The organism is Roseicella frigidaeris (genome assembly GCF_003258945.1).
Classification (GTDB): Bacteria; Pseudomonadota; Alphaproteobacteria; order Acetobacterales; family Acetobacteraceae; genus Paracraurococcus; species Paracraurococcus frigidaeris.
Map to the genome: position 1 here is coordinate 82,841 of NZ_QLIX01000017.1, position 23,534 is coordinate 106,374.

Consider the following 23,534-nt stretch of genomic DNA (forward strand, 5'->3'; position numbering starts at 1 on the left):
CCGGCCGGCGGCTCAGGCGGCCGGCCGCGCCGCCTCGGCGCCGGCCTGCGGCGGCAGCTGTTGCAGGTGCACCCCGGGCTGCCGCGCCGCCAGGGCGGCGATATGGTCGTGATGGGTGAAGAGGATCACCTGCACCCGCTCGCCCAGCCGCGCCAGCAGGGCGAGCGCCGCCGCCGCCCGGGCATCGTCGAAATGCACCAGCAGGTCGTCGGCGACGAAGGGCAGCGGCTCGGCATGCGCCGCCTGGTGCTCGATCCAGGCGACCCGCAACGCCAGGTAGAGCTGGTCCCGTGTGCCCTCGCTCAGCGCCTCGACGGCGCAGTCGCTGCCGTCGCCGCGCACCGCCCGCAGCAGCACCCGGCCCTTCTCGCCCTCCTCGGCGGCGAGCTGCGCGTAGCGGCCGCCGGTCAGCAGGGCGAAATGCGCCCCGGCGGCGCGCAGCAGCGGCGTCTGCCGCTCGGCGCGGAAGCGCTCGATGCCGGCCTGCAGCAGCCGCCGCGCCAGGTGCAGCCGGCCATAGCGCTCGGCGGCGCCGCGCGCCTCGGCCAGGGCCTGCTCGGCGGCCTGGGCATGCGCCGCGGCGTCGCGGCCACGCTGCATCCCGGCCAGCCGCTCCTCGGCGGTCACCTGCTCGCCGCCCAGCCGGCGCAGCCGTTCGGCCAGCGCCACCTGCTCGCCCTCGATGGCGGCGAGCCGGGCCTGCGCGGCATCGGCATCGAGGCTGGCCGCCTCGGCCCGCAGCGCCGGCTCGGCGAGGCCATCCCCCTGCTCGGCGAGCAGCCGCTCCAGCCGCTCCAGCTCGGCGTCCAGTGCGTCCCGGCGCCGCGCCTCGCCGATCGCCGCCTCCAGCGCCGCCTCGTCGGCCAGGCCGGCCGCGTCCAGCAACGCCGCGATCCCGGCCGCGGCCGCGGCCTCGCGCCGCCCGGCCGCCGCCGCCTCGGCCGCATGGGCGGCGATGCGGGCCTCCAGCGCCTTCGCCTCCGCCGCCGCCTGCCGGGCCGCCTCCAGGCGCCGCGCCAGCCCGGCGGCCAGGGCGTGATCGCTCGAAGTGGACTCGCCGGACGCGTGACTCACGCGATCAAACAAGGGCCTGGAGGATGATCCGCGAAGCTGGGTGAGCGGATCATCCTCCAGCACCGCCGGCGCCGCCTTGGGCAGGCGCTCCAGCACCGCGCGCAGCCCCGCCTCGAAGCCGGCGACCACCGCCTCCAGCCCGGCGATGCGCCCCTCCGCCACGCGCCAGGCCTGCGCCGCCTCGGCGATCCGCGCCCAGGCGGCGAGCGCCGCCTCCACCGTCCCGGCCGCGGCATCGGGCGGCAGGCCGAGCCCCGCCAGGGCCTCGGCCCAGTCGGCCTCCAGCGCCCGCAGCGCCCCGGTCGCGGCGGCCGCCTCCTCGCGCCGGCCTGGCAGCCGCGCCTCCTCGGCGGCCAGCGCCTCCGCCCGGCTGCGATGCGCCAGCAGCGCCGCCTCGGCCTCGCGGCAGGCCGCATCCGCCGCGGCCAGCAGCGGCGCCAGCGCCTCGGGGTCATCCCCGGCGAGGGGCGGCAGCAGGGCGACCAGGGCGCGCCGGGCCGCCTCCCGCCGCGCCGCCAGCGCGGCCCGGGCCTGCCGGGCCTCGGCCTCGGCCGCGGCGCGGGCCAGCACGGCCTCGCGGGCGCGCCGCCATTCCGCCATGGCCTCCGGCGCACGGGGCTGGAGCCCGGCGGGGGCCCAGAGCGCCCCCCAGCCGGCCTCGGCCGCAGCCAGCGCCGCCTCGGCCGAGCCCCGCGCCGCCATCGCCGCGTCCTGCCGGCGTTGCAGCTGCGCCAGGCGGGCCTGCCGCAGCGCATAGTCGGCGACCCGCTGCGCCTCCTCGGCCCGCCGGTCGGCCAAGCGGTCGGCGGCGTCGGCCAGCGCCTCGAAGGCGCCGGTGGCCTCCGGGCCGGCGGCGAGGCCATCTTCCAGCCCGCGCCGCAGCCGCCGCCAGGCGGCGTCGCGCGCCTCGCGCGCGGCCACCACCGCCTCGCGCGTCGGCACCGCGCCATCGGCGGCGAGGGCGGTGGCCAGCGCGGCCTGCTCGGCCTCCAGCGCCGCGATCTCGGTCGCCAGCCCCGCGGCCTCCGCCGCCGCCCGGTCGCGGGCCTGCGCCGCCGCGGCGAGGTGGCGCGCCGCCGCCGCCTCCTCGGCCGCCAAGGGCAGCTTGCAGGCGGCCAGCGACGCGGCATCGCCCTGCCAGAGCGGCAGCGCCGCCAGCGCCGCGCGGGCCTCCGCCGTCGCGCGGTCCAGCACCTGTCCGGCGCGATCCAGCTCCCGGTCCAGGGGCCCCTCGCCCCGCGCCGCCTCGATCGCCCGGCGCAGCGGGGCCGGGGCGGGCGGCGGCGGCAGGGCGGCGAGCGCCGCCGCCGCGGCATCGCGCTGCCGCTCCGCCTCGTCGAGCGCCTGCAAGGCGGCGGCCTGCCGGGCGAGCCGCCTCGCCCGCTCGGTCAGCAGGCCCTGGACGCGGCGGCGGTCCGCCTCCGGCGGCACCCGCTCGCGCAGGGCCTCGAGCGGCTCCGTGGCCCCGAGCTCGCGCGCCGCCGCCTCGGCCGCGGCGCGATAGTCGTGGCGTTCGGCCCGCAGCCGGGGCAGCTCCGCCACGGCCTGCAGCAGCAGCGGCCGCCGCGCCGCCAGGGCATCGATCTCGTCCTGCGCCGCGAGGATCGCGGGGTCCTCGGCCAGGCCAGCGCGCGCCGCGTCCAGCCGCCGCACCGCCTCGGCCTCGCGCGCCGCATCCTGCTGCGCCGCGCGCCGCGCCTCGACGGCCTGGCGCAGCCGCTCCTCCGTGCCAAGCGGCAGGCGGGGCGCCGAGGCCACCGCCGCCAGCGCCTCGCGCAACCGGTCGAGCTCGGCGAGGCGCGGCCGCACCCGGCGGATGCGCTGCAGCCGGCTGGCCTCGGCGGCGAGGGCGCGGGTATCCGCCGCCGCCGCCGCCAGCGCCGCCAGGATGGCGGCCTGCGCCGCCACCGCCTCCTCCCAGTCGCGCGGGCGGATCGCCGCCTCCTCGGCGGCGCGGCGCGCCTGCTGCCAGGCCTCCATCGCCGCGGCGAAGCGGCGCGTCGTGCGGCGGTCGCCGACCAGCGACTTCGCCTCCTCCTCCAGCCGGGCGAGCGCCTTGTGGAGCTGCGGCAGCCCCATGCCGGCGAGCAGGCTCTCCCCGGCCTCGCCGCCGCTCTCGAGCAGGCTGCGGCCGCCCTGGCGCAGCCGCTCGCCATCGAGGCCGAAGCCGCGCTCGAAGAGCTCGCGGCCGGCGCCGCCGAGGAAGCGGCGCAGCGCCTCCTCCGGCAGCGGCGCCTCGGCGGCGTCGAGCAGCGTGTTCTGCCGGCCCTTGCGGCGCTGGAAGCTGGCCTGCCGCCCCGCCGCATCGGCCAGGGTGAAGCCGATGCGCAGCGCCCTGGCCTCGTGCAGGAAGTCGCGGCCCGTGTGGTGGCGGAAGCCGAAGAGCGCGTCGGCGATGGCCTCCAGCGCGGTGGATTTCCCCGCCTCGTTGGCGCCGTGCACCAGGTGCAGCGCGGCGCCGGGCGGGAATTCCAGCGTCAGGTCGGTCAGGTGGCCATAGCGCAGCAGGTCGAGCCGCAGCAGCCTCATGGCGTCTCCGCCGCCTCCAGGGCGCGGGCGACCTCGGCCCAGGCATCCTCGGCCAGCGCCCGCAGCGCCGCCGCATCCGCCGGCAGGTCGAGCCCCTCGCGCGCCGCGACGGGCAGCTTCTGCCGCAGCGCCTCGAATTCCGCCAGCACATCGCCGGTCAGGCCGGGATCCGCCAGCCCGGCCTCGAAGGCCTCGCGCAGGGGCTGCAGCGTGCCCACGGCCTCGGCGCGCAGCGGCCGGGTGCGCAGCTTCACCGCCTCCACCCAGAACTCGCCGCCGGCCTGGATGGCGGCGTTGCGGCACTCGGCGGCGATCTGGTCGGCATCGCCGAGCAGCGCGGCGTGCAGCGGCGTGGTGCCGCGGAGCGTGACCCGGGCCAGCAACGGCTTGCCATCGGCCTCCGAGAGGGCCGCCCGCACCCCCTCGCCGATCCGGGCGTGCAGGGCGAGGAGGTCGGCCCCCTCGGCATCCACCTCCACCGCCGCCCAGCGCAGCAGGTCGACCGCCCGGTGCTCCACCGCGACGACGCGGCCCGCCTCGACGGTGACGAGGCTGCAGCCCTTGGCGCCGGTCTCCTTCGGGTGGCGGCCCTGGATGTTGCCGGGGAAGACCACCCAGGGCTGCTCGCAGAGCACGCGGCGGGCATGGATATGGCCGAGCGCCCAGTAGTCGTAGCCCTTCAGCCGCAGGGCGCCGAGCGCGCAGGGGGCGTAGGTCTCGTGCTCGCCCGGCTCCTCGCCCGAGGTGTGCAGCACGCCGATGTTGACGAGGCCCGGCAGCGGCGCCCGGTAGCCGGCCGAGAGGTCCTCCGGCACCGCCCGGTTGGGGAAGGAATGGCCGTGCAGGACGATGCCGAGCTCGGGCAGCGGGAAGCTCTCGCAGGTGCGGGAGGAGAATTCCCGCACATTCTCCGGCGCCTTCAGCGAGCGGGTGATGATCGAGCGGGCATCGTGGTTGCCGCGCAGCAGGAAGCAGGGGCGGCGCAGCCGCGCCATCTGCTCGGCGAAGAAGAGGCCGGTCGAGAAATCCTTCCAGTCGCCGTCGTAGAGATCGCCGGCGATGACGACGAAGGCGACGTCCTCGGCGATCGCCAGGTCGATCAGGGCGGCGAAGGCGCGCCGGGTGACGTCGCGCAGCAGCGCGGCCGGCAGGTCCGCCCGCGCCTGCAGCCCGGCCAGCGGGCTGTCGAGATGGATATCGGCGGCGTGCAGGAACTTCATGCGGGGACGCCGCCCCCTCCCGGGGCCTCAGTACATGGCGAAGATCCGGGCAATCTCTGCCGGATCGCGCGTCACCGTCAAGGCGAGCGCGAGCAGGATGCGGGCCTTTTGCGGGTTCAGGTTGTCCCCCGGGATGAAGCCCATGGCGGCCAGCTTGGTGCTGGGGAAGACGCGGCCGCTGCCGGCGCGGGTGGATTGCACCACCGTCACCCCCCTGGCGCGGGCCTCGGCCAGCGCCGCGGCATCGCCCGGGGTGACGAAGCCGGGGGCGAAGCCGGCGGCGACGATCCCCTCGGCCCCGGCGGCGAGGAAGGCGCGGATGGCGGTGCCGTCGGCGCCGGCATGGCTGTAGGCGATATCGACCCGCGGCAGCGACTCGCGGCGGCGGATGTCGAACTCCGTCTCCGGCGCCAGCCGGCGCAGCGGCCGCCGGTACCAGGCCAGCCGGTCGCCATCGGCATGGCCGAGCACGCCGACATCCGGGCTGCGGAAGGTCTGCATGCGGCCGGTCGAGGTCTTGGTCACCTCCCGCGCCGCCTGGATCTCGTCGTTCAGCAGCACCAGCGCGCCGAGGCCGCGCGCCTCCTCGCTGGCGGCGACCCGCACCGCGTTGACGAGGTTCAGCCCGGCATCGGTCGAGAGGGCGGAGGCCGGGCGCTGCGAGCCCACCACCACCACGGGCACCGGCACCTTGAGGGTGAGGGAGAGGAAATAGGCGGTTTCCTCCAGCGAGGCGGTGCCATGGCCGATGACGATGCCGGCGAGGCCGGGCGTCTCAGCCACCACCTTGTCGCAGAGCAGGACCAGCTCCTTCCACTCCGGCCAGCCGATCTGCGGCGAGGGCACGTTGCGGTAGGGCACCGCGATCACCTCGGCGACCTGCTGCACCTCGGGGAAGCGGTCGAGGATGCCGTCCGCCTGCAGCATGACGCCGTTGGCGCCGTAATCGACGGTGTCGAGCGGCCCCTTGCCGATCGAGGCGATGGTGCCGCCGGTGCCGATGAAGGCGACCTTCCTCATGCTGCGTCCCTCGTGGTGGCTGCGGCGAAGCCGGCCGCTTCTCCCACGCCAGCAAAGCCGGCGATGCACTCGTCCACCGTCAGCACGTCGCCGAATTGCAGGTAGAAGGCGATCAGGCTCGCCGCATGCTCGGCATCCGTCACCGCGGCGCAGCCGTCGCTGACCATCACGGTGCGGAAGTTGAGCATCATGGCGTCGCGGGCGGTGCTCTCGCAGCAGACATTCGTCACCGTGCCGGTGATCAGCACCGTGTCGATCCCCCGCGCGCGCAGCCGCGCCGGCAGGTCGGAGCCGCCCTGGATGAAGGCGCTGTAGCGGTATTTCCGCACCACCTCGTCGCCCGGCCGCACATCGAGCCCCGGCCAGAGCGCATTGCCCTCCGTCCCCTCGCTCATCGCCGCGGCGCGGCGGGCGCGGGCGGCCGGCGTCGCCATGTCCTGCATCACCGACCATTCGGTCTCGCAGCGCGCGTCGAAGGTGTTCTGGATCCAGTAGACGGCGCCGCCGGCCTGGCGCAGCGCCGCGGCGAGCTGGTTCACCTTCGGCACGACATGCTCGGCCATCGGGCACCAGGCATGCGCCAGGTCCTCGCGCATGAAGCCGTTCTGCAGGTCAACGACGACCAGCGCCGTCCGCCCCGGATCGAGCCGGGCGAAGGGGTGCGGCGTGCCGCAGCGGGCGACGACCCGAGCCTGGATGCTCTCGGGCAGGGTGAAGGGGTGCATGCTGACGCTCCCGGCATGGTGCGGCCGGCGCGGCGATCCTCGGTCCGGCTCTGACGGCCGGCCCTGCCAGACTAGCCCGGCGGGGAGGAGGGGAAAACTCCCCGGCAGGCCCGATTCCTGCTAGGCGATGGCCCGGCCCCGCCGCCGGCTAGGCGGGGCCGCGCCCCCGCCCCCGGAGCCTCCGCATGCCCGCCTTCGTCCCGCCCGGCGTCATCGGCCACAACCGCAGCCTCTTCGCCCGCAACTACGCCATCCTGCCGCCGGAGGGCATGTTCCCCAGCCTGCTCCCCGGGCTGCGCGACGCGCAGGTCTACTACCAGGCGACGCCGCAGATGGGCGCCCGCTTCGCCCAGGGGGTGCTGGAGGTCTTCCCCGGTGGCGGCACGCGGGAGCCGCGCGAGGACGGGCTGGAGCATTTCCTCTATTTGCTCTCCGGCACCCTCTCCGTCGCCGCCGGGCGGGAGAGCGCCGCCCTCGCCCCGGGCGGCTTCGCCTATGTGCCGGCCGGCACCGGCTTCTCCTTCCGCAACCGGGGCGAGGAGACGGTGCGCGCGGTCTGGATCAAGCGGCGCTACCGGCCGGCGCCGGGCTGCGACGCGCCGGCACTCCGCTTCGGCAGCCGCGAGACGGTGCCGCGCACCACCGTCGACGAGAGCGGCCGCTGGCGGCAATACCTGCTTGGCACCGCCGACATGACGATGGATTTCGAGATGAACGTCATGGGCTTCGCGCCGGGGACGCATTTCCACTGCGTCGAGACGCATGTCTTCGAGCATGGGCTGGTGATGCTGGAGGGCCAGGGGCTGCAGCTGCTCGACCGCGACTGGCACGAGCTCTGGACCGGCGACTTCGTCTGGATGGCCAGCTTCGTGCCGCAGCAATTCTACTGCACCGGCTGGGAGGGCGCCGCCTACCTTCTCTACAAGGACGTCAACCGCGACGTGGAGCTATAGGAATGAGCGCTACGAGCATGGAGGCCCCCGGCGCCGCCGAGATGAAGGCCCTCGCCACCCGCTCCGACGCGGCCGGGCTGCGGCAGACGGCGATCCATGCGGCGCTGCTGCTGGCGACCGGCGCGCTCGTGGCGCTGGCGCCGGGCTGGTGGGTGGTGCCGGCCATGCTGCTGCTCGGCCTGGTGCAGGTGGCGCTGTTCGCGCCCTTCCACGAGACCTCACACTACACCGCCTTCGCCAGCCGCCGGCTGAACGCCGTGGTCGGCTGGCTCTCCGGCCTGCCGGCCTTGTACAATTGGCATTTCTACCAGCTCTACCACACCGCGCATCACCGCTTCACCCAGGACCCGGAGCGCGACCCGGAGCTGGCGACGCCGCCGCCCGAGACGCGCGGCGGCTATCTGCTGCGCGTGCTCTCCCTGCCCTATTGGCGCTTCCGCCTCGCCGTGCTGCGGGACGGGCTGCGCGGCGACCTCTCCGCCTATCCCTATATCGGCGCGGCGGCGGCGCCCCGGGTGATCCGCAGCCTCCGCGCCGAGGTGGCGGTGCTGGCCGGCGGCACCCTCCTCGCCGGCCTCGCCTTCGACTGGCAGGCGCCGCTGCTCTACTGGCTGGGGCCGCAGCTCCTGGCGCAGCCCTTCCTGCGGCTCTACCTGCTGGCCGAGCACACCGGCTGCAGCACCGACCGCAACGGGCTGACCAACACCCGGACGGTGCTGACCACGCCGGCGCTGCGGCTGCTGATGTGGAACATGCCCTACCACGCCGAGCACCACCTCTACCCCTTCATCCCCTTCCACCGGCTGGCCGAGGCGCATGCCACGCTGCGGGAGAGGCTGGCGCATCTGCAGCCGGGCTATGCCCGCTTCCATGCCGACTTGGTGCGGAGCCTGCAGCCATGAGCTGGCCGCAGGCGGAGGGCGTCTTCCGGCTCGGCGACCTCGCCCTGCATCGCGGCGGCGTGCTGCCCGATGCGCGACTGGTCTGGAAGACGCATGGCACGCTGGCGCCGGGGCGCGACAACGTGGTGCTCTACCCGACCAGCTACGGCGCGCAGCATCCGGACCTCGAATGGCTGATCGGGCCGGAGGGCATCCTCGACCCGACCCGCTGGTTCATCGTCATCCCGAACATGTTCACGGGCGGCCTCTCCTCCTCGCCCTCCAACACGCCGGACTGGCCGGCGCTGGTGACAACCTGGGATAATGTCGCGGCGCAGCGCCGGCTGCTGCGCGAGGCCTGGGGGATCGAGCGCCTGCAGGCCGTCTATGGCTGGTCGATGGGGGCGCAGCAGGCCTATCACTGGGCCGCCGCGCATCCGGCCGAGGTGGCGCGCATCGTGGTCAATTGCGGCAGCGCCCGCACCGCGGTGCACAACCGCGTCTTCCTCGCCGGGCTGATGGCGACGCTGGAGGCGGCGCCGGAATACGACGGCGCCGTGCGGTTCCGCGCGGCGCCGGCCAAGGCGCTGCGGGCCTTCGGGCGGATCTATGCCGGCTGGGCGCTGAGCCAGGATTTCTATCGCGCCGGGCTGCATCTCTCGGCCCTCGGCGCGCCGGATCTGGACACCTTCCTGGTGCGGGACTGGGAGCAGCGCTTCGCCCGCCGCGACGCTGCCGACCTGCTGGCGCAGCTCCGCACCTGGGAGGCCGGCGACATCGCCGACCACCCGCGCTACGGCGGCGAATTGGCGCGGGCGCTGGCCGCGATCGAGGCGCGGGTGCTGCTGATGCCCGGGGAGACCGACCTCTATTTCCGGGTCGCCGACAATGCGGCGGAGCTGCCGCATCTCCGGCATGGCCGGCTGCTGCCCATCCCGAGCATCTGGGGACATCGCGCCGGCAACCCGCAGCCGAACCCGCCGGATGCGGCCTTCATCCGCGCCGCGGTGCGGGACTGGCTGGAGGGCTGAGGCCGGGCCGCCGCGCGGCGGGGTCCGTCAATGCGCCAGCCGGTCGAGCGGCACCTCGAGCCGCAGCGTCAGCCCCTCCGGCGCCCAGTCATGGGCGACGCTGCCGCCGAGCTGGGTGATGGCGCCACGCTCCGCCAGCACCGTGCCGAAGCCGCGGCGGCTGGGCGCGCCCGCCACCGGCGGCCCGCCGCGCTCGCACCAGGTCAGGGCGAACTGCTCCCCCTGTCGCGTGCCGGTGATGGTCACCTGTCCCTCATCGGTGGTGAGCGCGCCGTATTTGGCGGCATTGGTCGCCAGCTCGTGCAGGATCAGGGCGAGCGAGGTCGCCGCCTTCACGCCGATCGGCGCATCGTCGCCGAGCAGGCGGACCCGCTCCCGGCCCGGCTCCTCATAGGGGGCGAGCAGCTTGCCGAGCAGGCCATGCAGCGTGGTCGCGGTCTCGACGGGCCGGGAGTCCGGGCTGTGCGGACGGACATACTCATGCGCCGCCGCCAGGGCGTTGAGGCGCCGGCGCAGGACCGTGGCGAAGCGCGACACCTCGGGCGCGGCGCGCATCGCCGAGAGCGAGACCATGCTGCCCACCACGGTGAAGATGTTCTTGATACGGTGCGAGAGCTCGCGCGCCAGCAGCTCCTTCGCCTCCTCGGCCGCGCGGCGCTCGGTCACGTCCATCACCACGCCGGGAAAGCGGGTGGGACGGCCCGCCGCGTCGTGCTCGCAGCGGCCGCGCGCCGCCACCCAGCGGAGGCTGCCATCGGCGAGTACCACCCGGTACTCGGCCTCGAAGGCGCCCCCCGCCTCGCCCGCCAGGGCCGCCTGGATCAGCGCCTCGGCCGATGCCCGGTCCTCGGGATGGATGGCCGGCAGCAGTCGCTCGATCGGCAGGCCCTCGGCCATCGCCACCGCCGGCACCGAGAAGAGCCGGGCATAGCCGGGATCGGCCGTGATGCGGTCGCGGGGCACGTCCCAGACCCAGGTGCCGACCATCTCGGCGGCGCTCAGCGCCAGCCGCAGCCGCTCCTCGCTGAGCCGCAGCCGCTCCTCGGTCTGCTTCTGCTCCTCGATATCGGTGCAGGTGCCGAACCAGCGGATGATGCGGCCCTTGCCGTCGCGCACCGGCAGGGCCCGGCCGAGCGCCCAGCGATAGGCGCCATCGGCGCGGCGCAGCCGGTATTCCACCTCATAGGCCTGGCCGCTGCGCAGCGCCTCCTGCCAACGGGCGTCGGTGCGGTCCTGGTCCTCGGGGTGGATGAGGGTCCGCCAGCCATCCCCGAGGCTCGCGGCGGCCGCCTCGCCGAAGAACTCGTGCCAGCGGCGGTTGTAGTAGTCGACCCGGCCATCCGGCCGGGCGGCCCAGATCATCTGCGGCATGCTGTCGGCGAGGATGCGGAATTGCCGCTCGCCCTCGGCCAGCTTCGCTGCATCGGCCGCCCGCGCCTTCAGCGCCCGCCGCAGGTCGAGCTGCGACATCACCTGCTTCGCCAGCACCTCCAGCGCGAAGCCCTGCTGCTCCGTCAGCCCCTCCGGCCGCGGCACGTAGTCGAGCACGCACAGCGTGCCGAGGGGCAGCCCTTCCGCGGTCTGCAGCAGCGCCCCGGCATAGAAGCGGAGATGCGGCGCGCCGGTGACCAGCGGGTTCTCGGCGAAACGCGGATCCAGTGTCGTGTCCGGGACGACGAAGAGGCCCGGCTGCAGGATGGCATGCGCGCAGATCGAGACGTCGAGCGGCGTCTCCCGCACACCGAGGCCGATCTCGGCCTTGAAGAACTGCCGTTCCTCGGCGACCAGATTGACCACCGCGATCGGCGCCTGGCAGATCTGCGCGGCGAGCCGCACCACGTCGTCGAAGGCCTGCTCCGGCGGCGTGTCCAGGACGGCATAGCTGTCGAGCGCCGCCAGCCGGGCCTGTTCGTCCCAACCCGCCGGCCTTGCGCAGAACTCTCCGGGCTCGAAGCCGGCCGGGCTCATGGACCTGCCTTTCCTCGCCCCGCCCCCCGCCTCGATCGGGCGATGGGCCGGTTGTCCGACCGGGATGTCTAGCATGCCCGCCCCCCTCTGCCCACTCAGGGAGCGGAGCCGCCCCGCGCCGCCAGACGATCCAGATAGGTGCGCTCGATCTCCTGCGGGTCATAGGGCTTGGGCAGGAAGGGGGCCTCGCGCAGCACCGCCGGCACCTCCTCGCGCCGGGCCCCGGAGACGAAGGCGAAGGGCGTGCCCTGGTCCGCAAGGTGTCGGGCCAGGTCGAAGGTCTTGCCATCCAGGACGTCGATGTCGAGGAAGGCGGCATCGAAGCTGCGCTCGCCGAGCGCGCGGCGGGCCTCCCGCACCGAACTCGCCACCGCGATCTCGGCATCCGCCGCGCTCAGCACGATCGTCTCGATATCGATCGCGACCAGGGGATCGTCCTCGACGATCAGTACACGCTGTCTCCGCATCACCACTTCCGCTGCCGGTCCAGGGTCCGCCCCGGCCGGGATGGGCCCGCCGGGAACGATTCGAATCGCGCCAACGCCGGCCATGGCGGCGCGTTCGCCAGTGCCGCTGAACGTGACCCCCCATCCTGCCACCGCCGGTGTCGCGCGCCGGAGCGTTCCTTGACGCCGCCGGCGTCTCCAGTGTGTCATCCGGGCCTCAAGGGGAGGCAATACCCGCGTGAGTGAGGACCCGCCGCGCATCGTCATCGCCGGTGCCGGCCATGCCGGCGGCTCGGCCGCCGCCTTCCTGCGGCAATATGGCTGGAAGGGCGGCATCGCGCTGGTGGGCGAGGAGGCGCACCCCCCCTATCAGCGGCCGCCCCTCTCCAAGGCCTGGCTGAAGGGCGAGGCCAGCGCCGAGAGCCTGGCCCTGCGCCCGGCCCGCTTCTACGCGCAGCAGCGGATCGACCTGCATCTCGGCATCCGCGTCACCGGCATCGACCGCGCGGCGCGCCAGGTCCAGCTCTCGGATGGGCGCGCGCTGGGCTATCACCGCCTCATCCTCGCCCTCGGCGCCCGGCCGCGCAGCCTGGCCCTGCCGGGCGCCGGGCTGGCCGGAGTGCTGGCGCTGCGCGGCACCGCCGATGCCGATGCGTTGCAGGCGGCGCTCGGGCCCGGCCGGCGGCTGGCGGTGATCGGCGGCGGCTATATCGGGCTCGAGGTCGCCGCCTCCGCCCGGGCGCTCGGGGCCGAGGCCGTGGTGCTGGAGCGCGAGGCGCGTGTGCTGGCGCGGGTCGCCGGCACGGCGCTCTCCCGCTTCCTCGAGGCGCAGCACCGGGCGCAGGGCGTCGAGGTGCTGACCGGAGTCGAGGTCGAGGCGATCGAGGGCGAGGCGGGGTCCGTCCGCGCGGTGCGGCTGCGGGACGGGCGGCGCATCGCCTGCGACACGGTCCTCGTCGGCGTCGGCGCGGTGCCGAACACCGAGCTCGCCGAGGCGGCGGGGCTCGACTGCGCCGGCGGCATCGTGGTCGACCTCGCCGCCCGGACCAGCGATCCGGCGATCCATGCCATCGGCGACTGCACGCAGCGCCCGCTGCCGCTCTATGGCCGCAGCGGACGTCTGGAGAGCGTGCCGAACGCGATCGAGCAGGCGAAGCAGGCCGCCGCCGATCTCTGCGGCCGGCCGCCGCCGCAGCCCGAGGTGCCCTGGTTCTGGTCCGACCAGTTCGAGCTGCGCCTGCAGATGGCGGGCCTCGCCTTCGACGCGCATGAGGCGGTGATCCGCGGCGATGCGGAAGCGGGCGGCTTCACCGTCTTCCACCTCGATCCGGAGCAGCGGGTGCTCGCCGTGGAGGCGGTGAACGCGCCGGCGGATTTCATGGCCGGCCGCCTCCTGGTGGCGAAGCAGGCCCGGGTCGCGCCCGAGCTCCTGCGCGACCCGGCGCGATCCCTCCGCGACCTCGCCGCCTGACACCCCAGCCGACAGGGACAAGCCCATGCCACAGGTGACCTATATCGAGCATGACGGGACCGAGCACCCGATCGAGGTGGAGGAGGGTCTTTCCGTCATGCGCGGGGCGGTCGACAACGGCCTGCCCGGGATCGACGGCGATTGCGGCGGCGAATGCGCCTGCGCCACCTGCCATGTCTTCGTCGACGAGGCCTGGCTGGCGAAGACCGGCCTGCCGGGCGAGCAGGAGGCGAGCATGCTGAGCTTCGCCGCCACGGCGCAGCCGAATTCGCGCCTGTCCTGCCAGATCGTCATGACGCCGGCCCTCGACGGGCTGGTCGTGCGGATGCCGGAGGCGCAGCACTAGAGCAGATCCCGATCGGGTGGACTCACCTGATCGGGTGAAGATGCTCGCAAGAACAAATACCTAGAGCATTGCAGGTGAACGGAAGTTCGCAGGACATGCTCTGGAGCGGAACGCCTGAGGCAGACTTCACCGAAGGCGCGCCTCGGGCGACCAGGCAATGCGCCAGACCATGGCCCGCGAACCCAGGCGCAGGGCACACAGCCCAGGGGCCTGATCGCGGAGGGACGTGACGACCCGCCGCCCTCGCCGGGCCCAATGCCGGAGACGTCCAGGGAGACAGAGCATGAATGCGCCCGTGTCCATCGATGCCGCCTCCGAGGCCTGGACGACGCCGCTCGACCAGCTCGACCCCAGCCATCCCCGCCGCTTCCAGGACGACACGATGTGGCCGTTCTTCGAGCGGCTGCGGCGCGACGCGCCGGTGCATTACAGCACCACCAGCCCCCTCTTCGGCCCCTATTGGTCGGTGACGACCTACAAGGACATCATGGCCGTCGAGGTGAACCACAAGGCCTTCAGCTCCGAGAGCGGCCTCGGCGGCATCTCCATCCGCGATCGGCCGAAGGATCTGCGGCTGCCGATGTTCATCGCCATGGACCCGCCGCGGCACGATGCGCAGCGCAAGGTGGTGCAGCCCATCGTCGCGCCGGCCAACCTGGCGAAGCTGGAGCACGCCATCCGCGAGCGGGCCGGCCGCATCCTGGACGGCTTGCCACGCGGCGAGACCTTCAACTGGGTGGAGCATGTCTCCATCGAGCTGACGGTGCAGATGCTGGCGACCCTCTTCGACTTCCCCTTCGCGGACCGGCGCAAGCTGAGCTTCTGGTCGGATTGCGCGACCGCCGTGCCGGAGGCCGGCGGCTTCATCGACAGCGAGGAGAAGCGCGAGGCGGTCTTCGCCGAATGCCTGGCCTATTTCACCGGGCTGTGGAACCAGCGGGTGAATGCCGAGCCGCGGCCGGACCTGATCTCCATGCTCGCCCATGGCGAGGCGACGCGGGACATGACGCCGCGCGAGTTCCTCGGCAACCTGATCCTGCTCATCGTCGGCGGCAACGACACCACGCGCAACTCGATCAGCGGCGGGTTGCTGTTCCTGAACGAGAACCCGGCGGAATACGCCAAGCTGCGCGCCAACCCGGCGCTGATCGAGAGCATGGTGCCGGAGATCATCCGCTACCAGACGCCGCTCGCCCATATGCGCCGCACCGCGCTGCAGGATGTCGAGCTCGGCGGCCAGCGCATCCGCGCCGGCGACAAGGTGGTGATGTGGTACATCTCGGGCAACCGCGACCCGGCGGCGATCGAGCAGCCGGAGCGCTTCCTCATCGACCGCAAGCGGCCGCGCCAGCACCTCTCCTTCGGCTTCGGCATCCATCGCTGCGTCGGCAACCGGCTGGCCGAGATGCAGCTCCGCATCCTGTGGGAGGAGATCCTGGCGCGCTTCGAGCGGATCGAGGTGGTCGGGCCACCGAAGCGCGTCTACTCCTCCTTCGTCCACGGCATCACCGAGCTGCCGGTGCGCATCCCGGCCTGAACGGCGGGCCGGGCGGTCCCGCCCGCCCGGCTCCCCCGCTCAGCCCTTGGCGCCGCGCACCAGCCGGCCGGGCAGCGCCCCGGTCGCCTCGCCGTCGCGATAGGTGACGGCGCCGCTGACCACGGTGGCGACATAGCCATCCGCCTTCTGCACCAGCCGCTTGCCGCCGGCGGGCAGGTCGTACTGCATCACCGGCACGCGCACCTGCAGCTTGTCGTAGTCGATGACGTTGAGATCGGCCTTCTTGCCCTCGGCGACCAGGCCGCGATCGGCGAGGCCGAGCGCCAGCGCATTGTCGCGCGAGAGGCGCTTCACCGCGAATTCCAGCGGCAGCTTCGGCCCGCGCGTGCGGTCGCGGGTCCAGTAGGCGATCATATGGGTGGTGGCGGAGTTGTCGCAGATGAAGCCGACATGCGCGCCGCCGTCGCCGAGGCCCATCAGCGTCTGCGGGTGCCGCACCATGGTGCGCACCGCCTCCAGGTCGCGGTCGGCATAGTTGATGCTCGGGCGGTTGAGGATGGCGCGGCCATCCTTCTCCATCATCCAGTCCCAGGCGAGCTCGCTCGGGTCGATCCCGCGCGCCCGGGCGGTGGCGCCGAGGCTGGTCTCCGGCAGCGGCTCGTAATCCGGCGGGTCGCCGAGCTTGAAGATCATGTCCCAGGTGTTGAGCCGCGCCCGCAGCGCCGGGTCCTCGATCTCCTCGGCGATCAGCCGCGCCTTCAGCGCCGGATCGCGCAGCGCCTGCATCCGCGCCTCGAAGGGCAGATGCGCGATCGGCTGCCAGGAGGGGCGGGCGACGAAGGGGTGCTGCGACATCTCGAAGCCGAACATCAGCCCGATCGGCCGCCCCATCACCTGGCCGAACATCCGCGCCCCGGCGGCATTCGCCGCCTCGATCTTCTCCAGCAGGAACTGCCAGAGCCAGGGCCGGCTCTCCCGCTGCAGCAGGGAGAAGGTCATCGGCCGGCCGGAGGCGGTGCAGATGCGCTGCAGCCGGGCGAACTCATCCTCCGGATCGTCGAAATCCGAGATCACCTGCAGCCAGGAGGCGCCCGCCCGGCCGACCGAGCGGCCGATCGCCTCCAGCTCCGCCTCCGGCGTGCCGAGAGTCGGGATATGCCGGCCGTCCAGCGTCTTGTGGGCGATGGCGCGGGAGGTGGAGAAGCCGAGCGCGCCGGCCTGGATGCCCTCGGCGGCGAGGCGCGCCATCTCGGCGATCTCGGCCTCGGTCGCCACCGCATGCGCCTCGGCCCGCTCGCCCATCACATGCAGGCGCAGCGGCGCGTGGCAGACCTGGGCGGCGATGTCGGTGTCGAAGCGGCGGGCATCGAGCGTGTCCATGAACTCGCCGAAGCTCTCCCAGGTCCAGGGGAGGCCCTCGGTCAGCACCACCTCCGGCAGGTCCTCGACGCCCTCCATCAGCTTCACCAGCGCCTCGCGCCGATCGGGGCGGCAGGGGGCGAAGCCGACGCCGCAATTGCCGATCAGCGCCGTGGTGACGCCGTTGTAGGAGGCGCTGTCGATCCGGCTGCTCCAGGTGGCCTGGGCATCGTAATGGGTGTGGATGTCGACGAAGCCCGGGGTGACGATCTTGCCCTTGGCGTCGATCTCCTCGGCGCCGCGGCCCGCGACCTTGCCGATCGTGGCGATGCGGCCGCCGGCGATGCCGATATCGGCCTCGAAGGGCGCGCCGCCGCTGCCATCCACCACCGTGCCGCCACGGATCACCAGATCGAGATCGGGCATGGAACTTCCTCCAGCTTTGCCGGAAGCATGCCCCGGGGGGCGGGGCTGTCAACCACAACTTGGTCGGACGACCGGTTGGCAGCCCCGCCCCCGCATGCTCTGCTGCGCCGCAGCAGCGCGGAGACGGAGCATGAGCCACGGCATCGCCGATCCCGGCATCCTCGGCCAGGAGGGCCGCATCCCCGTCCTCGACATCGCCCCCGCCCTGGCAGGCGCGCCCGGCGCCGCGGCGGCGCTGGCCGAGCGCATCGCCCGGAGCTGCGAGGATACCGGCTTCCTGGTGCTGGCCGGCCACGGCATCGACCCGGCCCTGCCCGCCGGCTGCTTCGAGGCGGCGGCGCGCTTCTTCGCCCTGCCGGAGGAGGAGAAGCTCGCCCTCCGGGTCGGCGCGCTGAACATCGGCTTCCTGCCCACCGGGGCGCAGGTGATCCGCACCTCCAAGGTCGCCGAGGTGAAGAAGCCGAACCTGAACGAGAGCTTCTACATCATCCGCGACCGCGCCCCGGACGATCCGGACATCCTCGCCGGCAAGCCCTTCGTCGGGCTGAACCGCTGGCCGCCCAACCTGCCCGGCTTCCGCGAGGCGACCATGGCCTATTTCACCGCCATGGAGGCGCTGGCGCTGCGCCTGCTGCCGGTCTTCACCATGGCGCTCGGCATGGAGCCCGGCTACCTCGCCGGCGACTTCCGCGACCCGAGCTGCACGCTCCGCCTCATCCGCTACCAGCCGCAGCCCGAGCCGGAGGCGGGCCGCTTCGGCTTCGCCCCGCATATCGACACCAATTTCATCACCTTCCTGGCGCAATCCGCCCTGCCGGGCCTCGAGGTGCGGACGCGCGAGGGGGAATGGCTGCGGCCACCCGCCATCCCGGGCACCTTCGTCGTCAACACCGCCGAGATGCTCGGGCGCTATTCCAACGACCGCTTCGCCCCGACGCCGCACCGGGTGGTGAACCAGACCAACGCGATGCGCTACGCCATCCCCTTCTTCTTCGGCCCCGACAACGACGCGGTGATCCGCCCGGTGCCGAGCTGCGTCACGCCGGAGACTCCCAGCCGCTACGAGCCGCTGCGCTACGAGGACCACCGGCGCAAGCTGAACGTCACCAATTTCTCCCATCGCCAGCCCGCCGCGGCGGGCTGAGGGGGCTTCGCGGGTGCCGCCGGCCGGGTCTACTCTGCCGGCAACAGACCTAGCGAGGAAACGGGCCATGGACGGCTTCGATATCGGCGGCATTCCGGCACTGGCCGAGGAGCACCGGATGGTGCGCGACCTCGTGGTCAAGTTCGTCGAGCGCGACCTGATGCCGCTCGAGCCGGCGGTGCTGAAGCGGGAATCCGAGGGCCAGCGCTATGGGTTGACGCCGGAGGAAGAGGCGCCGCTGCTCGCCAAGTGCAAGGAGCTCGGCCTCTGGGGCCTCGACGTGCCGGAGGAGTTCGGCGGCGCCGACCTGCCGCTCTCGGCGCTGATGGCGGTCGAGGAGGAGATGGGCCGGACCGTCACCCCCTTCCTCTTCCCGCCCGACAGCCCGAACCTGCACATGCTGAAGCTGGCGGCGAATGCCGAGCAGCGGCGGAAATACCTCGAGCCCTATGCACGGGGCGAGGCGCGCTCCTCCATCGCCATCTCCGAGCCTGGCGCCGGCGGCGACCCGGCGGGCATGACCACCCGCGCCGTCAAGGATGGCGGCGACTGGGTGATCAACGGCCGCAAGATCTGGGTGAGCGGCGTGCCGCGGGCCGATTTCATCATCCTCATGGCCCGCACCGGCGAGGGCAAGCGGCAGGAGGGCGTCACCGCCTTCATCGTCGAGCGCGGCACGCCGGGCTTCATCATCGAGCGCGAGATCCCGATGATCGGCGGCCGCCGCACCTACGAGCTGGTCTTCGAGGATTGCCGGGTGCCGGAGAGCCAGGTGCTCGGCAAGCTCGGCGAGGGCTATGCGCCGATGCAGCTCCGGCTGAACGTCCGCCGGCTGCAGATGGGCGCGCGCTGCACCGGCATGGCGCGGCGGGCGCTCGAGATGCTCTGCGAGCAGGCGAAGAACCGCACCACCTTCGGCGTCAAGCTCGCCGACCGGCAGGCGATCCAGTGGTGGATCGCCGAGGCGGCGACCAAGATCCATGCCTGCCGCCTGATGGTGCGCGACGCCGCCGCCAAGCTCGGCGCCGGCGAGCAGATCCGCAACGAGGCCTCGATGGTCAAGGTCTTCGCCACCGAGATGGCGCAGGAGGTGCTCGACAACGCCATGCAGACCTTCGGCGCCATGGGCATGACCAAGGAGCTGCCCTTGCAGCTCATGGCCAGCCAGGTGCGGGTGCAGCGCATCTATGAGGGGCCGAGCGAGGTGCACCGCATGGCGATCGCCCGGCGGATCCTGAAGAACGGATTGTAGTCTTCCCCACGACGTCGCTGCGCGCCGCCGCGGGGGCCCCTCTGATCATCCCCACGACGTCGCTACGCGCCGCCGTGGGGGCCCCGGATTCGCTCGGCGGCCAAGGGGCGTCACAGCCTGCCGCGGCAGAGCCGCGTCAGGGCAACGGGCAGCGACGGTTCGAAGGGGCGTTCCTGATCCCGGCCTGCGGGACGGGGCAGTTTCGGGAGGAAACACGATGGCGGACAGCGCCTACAATGTCGGCGACCTGGTGGCGGAATTCCTCGCCCGGATCGGCGTCACCACCTGCTTCGGCATCGTCTCGGTGCACAACATCCCGATGCTGGACGGCATCGGCCGGCGCAATGCCATCCGCTACGTCATGGCGCGCGGCGAGATGGGCGGGGCGCATATGGCCGATGCCTATGCCCGGGTCTCCGGCCGGCTCGGGGTGATGGTCTCCTCGACCGGGCCGGGCGCCGCCAACACCGTGCCCGGCCTGGCCGAGGCGCAATTCGCCGGCTCGCCGGTGCTGCACATCACCGGCCAGACGCCGACCAAGTTCATCGACCGCGACATGGGCACGGTGCACGACCTGCCCGGCCAGACGGCGATGCTCGGCGCCGTCTGCAAGGCGGCCTTCCGCATCCGCTCGGCGCAGGAGGCGCTCGGCCTGCTGACCCGGGCCGCGGCGCTCGCCCTCACCCCGCCCATGGGCCCGGTCAGCATCGAGCTGCCGATCGACGTCCAGCGCACCCCGATCGCCCGCCCCGCCGCGCTCGACAGCCTGGTCCTGCCGGTGCCGCCGCCGCTGCCGCCGGCCGAGGCGGCGCTTGACGAGGCGGCGGAGATCCTGGCGCGGGCGAAGCGGCCCATGCTCTGGCTCGGCAACGGCGCCAAGGCGGCCGGCGCCGAGGCGCTGGCGCTGCTCGAGCTCGGCTTCGGCGCCGTCTCCTCCTGGAACGGCCGCGGCATCATCCCCGAGGACCATCCGATGACCCTCGGCGGGCTGCAGGGCAACGGTTCGCCATTGGTGCAGGAATTCTACCGCGGCTGCGACGCGATGCTCGTCGTCGGCTCGAAGCTTCGCGGCCATGAGACGATGGAATTCGCCCTGCCCCTGCCCCAGCCCCTCGTGCAGGTGGATGTCGATCCGCGCGCCAATGGCCGCACCTACCCAAGCGCCGGCTTCGTCTGCGGCGATGCCGGCCTCGCCATGGCGGGCCTTGCCCGTCGCCTGCGGGGGCGGCTGCAGGTCGATCCCGGCTTCGCCGACGACTTCGCCGCGATGAAGCGCCGCGCCACCGCCGCCTACCGCGAGACGCTCGGCCCCTATGCGGCGTTTCCGGCGGCGCTGCGCGAGGTCATGCCGCGCGACGCGCTCTGGGTGCGCGACGTCACCATCAGCAACTCCTCCTGGGGCAACCGCATCTTCCCGGTCTATGGGCCGCGCGACGCGGTGCATCCGGTGAGCGCCGCCATCGGGCCGGGCCTGCCGCTCGGCATCGGCGCCGCCATGGCCGGGATCGAGGGCGGCAAGCCCCGCAAGACCATCGCCATGGTCGGCGATGGCGGCTTCGCCATGAACCAGACCGAGCTCTGGACGGCGGTGCAGGAGCGGGCCGAGCTGGTGATCCTGGTGATGAACGACCGCGGCTACGGCGTGATCAAGCACATCCAGGGCGCGCTGCAGGATGGCCGCTTCTTCTATGCCGATCCGGTGGGGCCGGACCTGCAGAAGCTCGCCGCCGTCGCCGGCCTGCCCGGCTTCAAGGTGGACCGCGCCGAGGCGCTGGGCGAGGTTATGGCGCAGGCCATCGCCACGCCGGGACCGAGCCTGGTGGAGGTGGACATGGCGGCGATCGGCGCCTTCCCGCCCTATGCGCCCTACAATTCCATGGGCATCTACGCCAAGCGCGCAGCGCAATAGCCCCCGCCGCGCCCCGCCTGCCGCCCTGCTGTGCGGCAGGCTGTGATGTCGCTGGCCCCGAGGGCGAAGCATGGGCCCCCGCGACGGCGCTGCGCGCCGCCGCGGGGAAGTTCAGAACCGGCCCCCGCCGCCGCCGCCGGGACCGCCGCCGCGCGGCGAGCCGAGCCGGTCGCTGCGGTCCATCTCCTGTTGCGCGAGGGTCGCGGCGAAGCCCGCATTCGGCAGGCTCGGCATGGCGGAGAGACGCTGCAGGGTCGCCGCGCCGCCGGCGGTGAAGACCGGTGGGGACAGGGCGCGCTCGGCCGCGGCGACGTCGCCGGCCTGCAAGGCGCGCGAGGCGGCGAAAAGCCCGTTCACCACCTGCTGCGTCGGCGCGTTCGGCGCGATGCCGAAGGCGGCCTGCACCTCGGGATAGGCCGACTGGAGCTGCACCCCGGCGGTCGGGTTCCAACCGACCCAGCGCGGGCCGAAGGGGATCTCGGAGGTGAGGAAGGCATAATTCGCCACCGCCCGCGCCGCCTCCGCCGGGCGGCCGGCGACGCTGCCCGGGTTGTTGAAGACGAAGGCGGTGTTGATGACGGCGGCGCGAACCGGGTCGCCCGCGCCGGCCACCGCGTCGCTGGGCAGGCTCGCCCAGCCGAGCGGCGGCTGTTGCGGCGCGAAGCCGGCGCAGGCGGCCAGCAGCGGCAGGCAGAGCCAGGCGGCGTGCTGGGCGAGGCCGGCGCGGCGTCGGGACTGGGCCATGGCAGCGGGTCTCCTCCTCGATGCGCCGCACCACCCCTGCGGGCCGGCGGCGGAGCGGGTTCGCAATCCCGATCGATACCCACCTGCGACGCTCCCCCCTGTCGCGTCAAGGCCCCGACCCGGCTTTCCGCCCGCGCGCAAGGGTGCATAATCGCCGCAACGAACGGGGAACGCGGATGAGCGGCAGCAGCACGGGCGATACGGGCAAGCCAACTGGCTGGGGCGCCGGGGCGACGGAGACGCCCGCGGCACGGCTGCGCCGGCGCTTCCCAACCTTCGAGGACATGAACCGGCGGGCCCGCCTGCGGGTGGCGCGCTTCGCCTATGATTTCGTCGCCGGCGGCGTCGGCCAGGGCGCGCCCAACGTGGCCCACAACCGCGCCGCCATGGATGCGGTGCGGATCGTGCCGCGCTACGCCCTCGATCTCTCGGACGTCCGCATCGCCACCCGGCTCTTCGGCCGCGACTATGCCGCGCCGGTCGGCGTCGCGCCGATGGGCAATACCGGCCTGGTCTGGCCGCGCACGGATGCCATCCTCGCCGCCGCGGCGCAGGCGGCGCGCATCCCCTACGTCTCCTCGACCGTCGCCAATGTCGGCATGGAGGAGCTGGCGCGGATCGCCCCGGACAGCCTGTGGTTCCAGCTCTACGGCCTGCCGGCGGACAACCACCGGCTCTCGCTCGACCTGATCCGGCGGGTGGAGGCGGTGGGGGTACATGCCCTGGTCGTCACCCTCGACGTGCCGATGCGCCAGAAGCGGGTGCATGACGTGCGCAACGGGCTGGTGGTGCCCTTCCGCTACCGGCCGCGCACGGTCTTCGACATCGCCCGCGCCCCGCTCTGGGCGATGGAGATGTTGCGCAAGGGCCAGCCGCGCTTCGAGAACATGAAGAAATACGTGGGCGAGACCGCCTCGGTGGGCGAGCTCGCCGCCTTCGTGCAGCGCAACATGACCACCGGCGTCACCTGGGACGACATCGCCCGCTTCCGCGAGGCCTGGCCGCGCGCCCTGGTGCTGAAGGGCATCCAGCACCCGGCGGATGCCGAGCGCGCCGTTGCGCTCGGCGTCGACGGCATCTGGGTCTCGAACCATGGCGGGCGGCAATTCGATGCCGCGCCCGCCTCGATCGACACGGTGCCGGCCGTCGCCGCCGCGGTCGGCGGCCGGGCGAAGATCCTCTATGACGGCTCCATCCGCTCCGGGCTCGACGTGCTGCGGGCGCTCGCGGTGGGGGCGGATTTCTGCTTCGCCGGCCGCGCCTTCCTGCTGCCCGTCGCGGCGATCGGCGAGGCCGGCGGCGGCCATGCCACCGCCTCCTTCATGGAGGAGATCCGCAGCACCTTCGGCCAGGCCGGCCTCCGCAGCGTCGAGGAGGCGCAGCAGGCGCCGGTGCTGCACCCGAATGCGGTGCGCTTCGAGCCGGAGGGCAATGCCGCCGGGGTGGAGGCGCCGCGCCGGCGCGCCGGGTAGGCGCTACCATGGAGCGGACCGGGTCCTGACCGGTCCAAGGCCCCGCAGCCTATTCTGCGGAGCCAG

Annotated in this window: 18 protein-coding genes; 10 read left to right on the top strand and 8 right to left on the bottom strand. The window is 73.5% G+C overall.

The window, feature by feature from the left end:
* Window positions 1-12: 12 nt before the first annotated feature.
* The 4 genes from DOO78_RS18995 to DOO78_RS19010 are packed head-to-tail and all read right to left on the bottom strand — an operon-like array spanning window position 13 to window position 6,568.
* A complete protein-coding gene (locus DOO78_RS18995) occupies window positions 13-3,603 on the bottom strand; it encodes a YhaN family protein (RefSeq protein WP_111471443.1) in 3,591 nt (1,196 codons plus the stop codon).
* Window positions 3,600-4,823 (bottom strand): metallophosphoesterase family protein, encoded by a 1,224-nt coding sequence (locus DOO78_RS19000; RefSeq protein WP_111471444.1) that lies wholly within the window; start codon window positions 4,821-4,823, stop codon window positions 3,600-3,602. Before DOO78_RS19000 ends, DOO78_RS18995 begins: the two co-directional genes overlap by 4 nt.
* 27 nt (window positions 4,824-4,850) lie before the next feature.
* Entirely contained in the window at window positions 4,851-5,843 is a 993-nt protein-coding gene (locus tag DOO78_RS19005) for an asparaginase (protein ID WP_111471445.1), read from the bottom strand.
* Window positions 5,840-6,568 (bottom strand): isochorismatase family protein, encoded by a 729-nt coding sequence (locus DOO78_RS19010; protein WP_111471446.1) that lies wholly within the window; start codon window positions 6,566-6,568, stop codon window positions 5,840-5,842. The genes DOO78_RS19005 and DOO78_RS19010 overlap by 4 nt, the downstream gene beginning before the upstream one ends.
* Window positions 6,569-6,753: 185 nt before the next feature.
* Here DOO78_RS19010 and allE point away from each other — a divergent pair, with 185 nt between their 5' ends.
* The 3 genes from allE to DOO78_RS19025 are packed head-to-tail and all read left to right on the top strand — an operon-like array spanning window position 6,754 to window position 9,433.
* Complete coding sequence (allE, locus tag DOO78_RS19015; protein WP_111471447.1) at window positions 6,754-7,521, top strand: (S)-ureidoglycine aminohydrolase; 768 nt, start codon at window positions 6,754-6,756, stop codon at window positions 7,519-7,521.
* A gap of 2 nt (window positions 7,522-7,523) precedes the next feature.
* On the top strand, window positions 7,524-8,423 hold the full coding sequence (locus DOO78_RS19020) for a fatty acid desaturase (RefSeq protein WP_111471448.1): 900 nt from the start codon (window positions 7,524-7,526) through the stop codon (window positions 8,421-8,423).
* Window positions 8,420-9,433, top strand: coding sequence for an alpha/beta fold hydrolase (locus DOO78_RS19025; RefSeq protein WP_111471449.1), 1,014 nt, complete (start codon window positions 8,420-8,422; stop codon window positions 9,431-9,433). The genes DOO78_RS19020 and DOO78_RS19025 overlap by 4 nt, the downstream gene beginning before the upstream one ends.
* 27 nt (window positions 9,434-9,460) lie before the next feature.
* Here DOO78_RS19025 and DOO78_RS19030 read toward each other — a convergent pair whose 3' ends face one another.
* A complete protein-coding gene (locus tag DOO78_RS19030; protein WP_165838977.1) occupies window positions 9,461-11,401 on the bottom strand; it encodes a PAS domain-containing protein in 1,941 nt (646 codons plus the stop codon).
* 95 nt (window positions 11,402-11,496) lie between these two features.
* Window positions 11,497-11,868: a response regulator gene (locus DOO78_RS27635; protein WP_165838978.1), complete on the bottom strand. Its 372-nt coding sequence runs from the start codon at window positions 11,866-11,868 to the stop codon at window positions 11,497-11,499.
* A gap of 217 nt (window positions 11,869-12,085) precedes the next feature.
* Here DOO78_RS27635 and DOO78_RS19040 point away from each other — a divergent pair, with 217 nt between their 5' ends.
* From DOO78_RS19040 to DOO78_RS19050, 3 genes are all read left to right on the top strand, one after another.
* A complete protein-coding gene (locus DOO78_RS19040) occupies window positions 12,086-13,318 on the top strand; it encodes an NAD(P)/FAD-dependent oxidoreductase (protein ID WP_111471451.1) in 1,233 nt (410 codons plus the stop codon).
* A 25-nt stretch (window positions 13,319-13,343) separates the two neighbouring features.
* Window positions 13,344-13,664: a 2Fe-2S iron-sulfur cluster-binding protein gene (locus tag DOO78_RS19045; RefSeq protein WP_111471452.1), complete on the top strand. Its 321-nt coding sequence runs from the start codon at window positions 13,344-13,346 to the stop codon at window positions 13,662-13,664.
* A gap of 283 nt (window positions 13,665-13,947) precedes the next feature.
* A complete protein-coding gene (locus DOO78_RS19050; protein ID WP_111471453.1) occupies window positions 13,948-15,201 on the top strand; it encodes a cytochrome P450 in 1,254 nt (417 codons plus the stop codon).
* 39 nt (window positions 15,202-15,240) lie between these two features.
* Here DOO78_RS19050 and DOO78_RS19055 read toward each other — a convergent pair whose 3' ends face one another.
* A complete protein-coding gene (locus tag DOO78_RS19055) occupies window positions 15,241-16,947 on the bottom strand; it encodes an N-acyl-D-amino-acid deacylase family protein (protein ID WP_111471454.1) in 1,707 nt (568 codons plus the stop codon).
* Window positions 16,948-17,077: 130 nt separating this feature from the next.
* Here DOO78_RS19055 and DOO78_RS27130 point away from each other — a divergent pair, with 130 nt between their 5' ends.
* From DOO78_RS27130 to DOO78_RS19075, 3 genes are all read left to right on the top strand, one after another.
* Window positions 17,078-18,091: an isopenicillin N synthase family dioxygenase gene (locus DOO78_RS27130; protein WP_165838979.1), complete on the top strand. Its 1,014-nt coding sequence runs from the start codon at window positions 17,078-17,080 to the stop codon at window positions 18,089-18,091.
* Between the two features lie 67 nt (window positions 18,092-18,158).
* A complete protein-coding gene (locus DOO78_RS19070) occupies window positions 18,159-19,343 on the top strand; it encodes an acyl-CoA dehydrogenase family protein (protein WP_111471455.1) in 1,185 nt (394 codons plus the stop codon).
* A gap of 217 nt (window positions 19,344-19,560) precedes the next feature.
* Entirely contained in the window at window positions 19,561-21,252 is a 1,692-nt protein-coding gene (locus DOO78_RS19075) for a thiamine pyrophosphate-binding protein (protein ID WP_111471456.1), read from the top strand.
* Between the two features lie 111 nt (window positions 21,253-21,363).
* On the opposite strand, the gene DOO78_RS19080 is transcribed toward DOO78_RS19075, so the two are convergent.
* Complete coding sequence (locus tag DOO78_RS19080; RefSeq protein WP_111471457.1) at window positions 21,364-21,996, bottom strand: hypothetical protein; 633 nt, start codon at window positions 21,994-21,996, stop codon at window positions 21,364-21,366.
* 176 nt (window positions 21,997-22,172) lie between these two features.
* Between DOO78_RS19080 and DOO78_RS19085 the strand changes: the two genes are divergently transcribed.
* Window positions 22,173-23,468, top strand: a complete 1,296-nt coding sequence (locus DOO78_RS19085; protein ID WP_111471458.1) for an alpha-hydroxy acid oxidase — start codon at window positions 22,173-22,175, stop codon at window positions 23,466-23,468.
* Window positions 23,469-23,534: the final 66 nt, after the last annotated feature.